We start from the raw sequence: 1422 nt of genomic DNA on the forward strand, positions 1-1422 counted from the left end.
GGCAGCTCGCGGCCGTCTCCCCGCAGGGACCGGACGGACCCTCGGGCGGGAGCGACGGTACGGCCACCGCGCCGCCACCGAGCATGCGCCGCTTCGGTCTGGTCGCCGCCGGGCAGATCGTCTCCGGCATGGGGACGGCGCTGACCACGTTCGCCGTGCCACTGTGGATCTACACGCAGACCGGGTCGCTCGCCCGGTTCGCGCTCTTCGCGGTGCTCGCGCTGATGCCCGGCCTGCTCGTCGCACCGCTGGCCGGCGCGGTGATCGACCGGTTCAGCCGGCGACGCGTCCTGCTCGGCGCCTGTATGGCCGCCGGGGGCGGCAACGCGGCGATGGCGGTGCTGGTGCTGACCGACGTCGCCCAGGTGTGGCACTTCTACCCCTTCACCGCCTGGCTGTCGGTGGCACTGGCGTTCCAGCGGCTCGCGTTCGTCTCGGCGGTGCCGCAGCTCGTGCCGAAGCGCTTCCTCGGCCACGCCAACGGCCTCGCCCAGACCGCTGTCGGCCTCACCCAGTTCACCGTCCCGCTGATCGCCGTGGCCCTGCTCCAGGCCGTCGGGCTGCGCGGCATCCTGCTCATCGACGTGGTGTCGTACCTCTTCGCGATCGGTGTGCTGGCCGTGGTGAGGTTCCCGCGTACGCTTGCCCTGCGCCGCCGCGAGAGCATCGGTGCGGAGATCGTCGCCGGGCTGCGGTACGCGCTGCGCCGCCGGGAGTTCCGCGCCATGCTGGCGTTCTTCGCCGCGCTGAACTTCTTCCTCTTCCCGGTGCTGTTCCTGCTCTCCCCGCTGGTGCTCGGCTTCGCCGACCTGAACGAGGTGGCGCAGATCGCGCTGACCGGCGGGGTCGGCGCCGCCACCGGCGGTCTGGTGATGCTGCTCTGGGGCGGTCCCCGCAAGCGTCGGATGCGAGCGGTGCTGCTGGGCACGCTCGGCATCGCGGTGGCCGCCGTGGTCACCGGGCTGCGGCCGAACCTGCTGGTCATCGGCGCGGGCGCGTTCGGCATGTACCTCGCGCTCGCCATCGTCAACGGCGTCTACAACACGATCATCCAGACCAAGGTGCCGCCCCGGGTGCACGGGCGGGTCTTCGCGCTCAACCAGATGGTGGCGCAGTCCACCCTGCCGCTGGGCTGGGGCTTGGTCGCCCCGTACGCCGCCCGGGTGACCGAGCCGATGCTGCTGGCCGACGGCGTGCTGGCCGGCACGGTCGGCGCGGTGATCGGGGTCGGGCCGGGGCGCGGACACGGGCTGCTCTACGTGCTGTTCGGGCTCTGCATCGCGGTGACGGCGCTGGTGTCGCTGGCCACGCCGGTGCTGTCCCGCTTCGACGACGAGGTACCCGACGCGCCCCCGGACGACCTGGTCGGCATCGAGGAGCGCCGGGCGCGGTCGGCCGCCGGCCTGTCTCTTATTCCCATCT

The 1422-nt window shown here is 72.6% G+C and carries 1 protein-coding gene; it reads left to right on the plus strand.

What is annotated here, in order from left to right; genetic code table 11:
• The coding region (locus tag EYA84_RS31805) for an MFS transporter (protein WP_131057850.1) at positions 1 to 1422 on the plus strand (1422 nt) is incomplete at both ends.

The organism is Verrucosispora sp. SN26_14.1 (assembly GCF_004307965.1).
Classification (GTDB): domain Bacteria; phylum Actinomycetota; class Actinomycetes; order Mycobacteriales; family Micromonosporaceae; genus Micromonospora.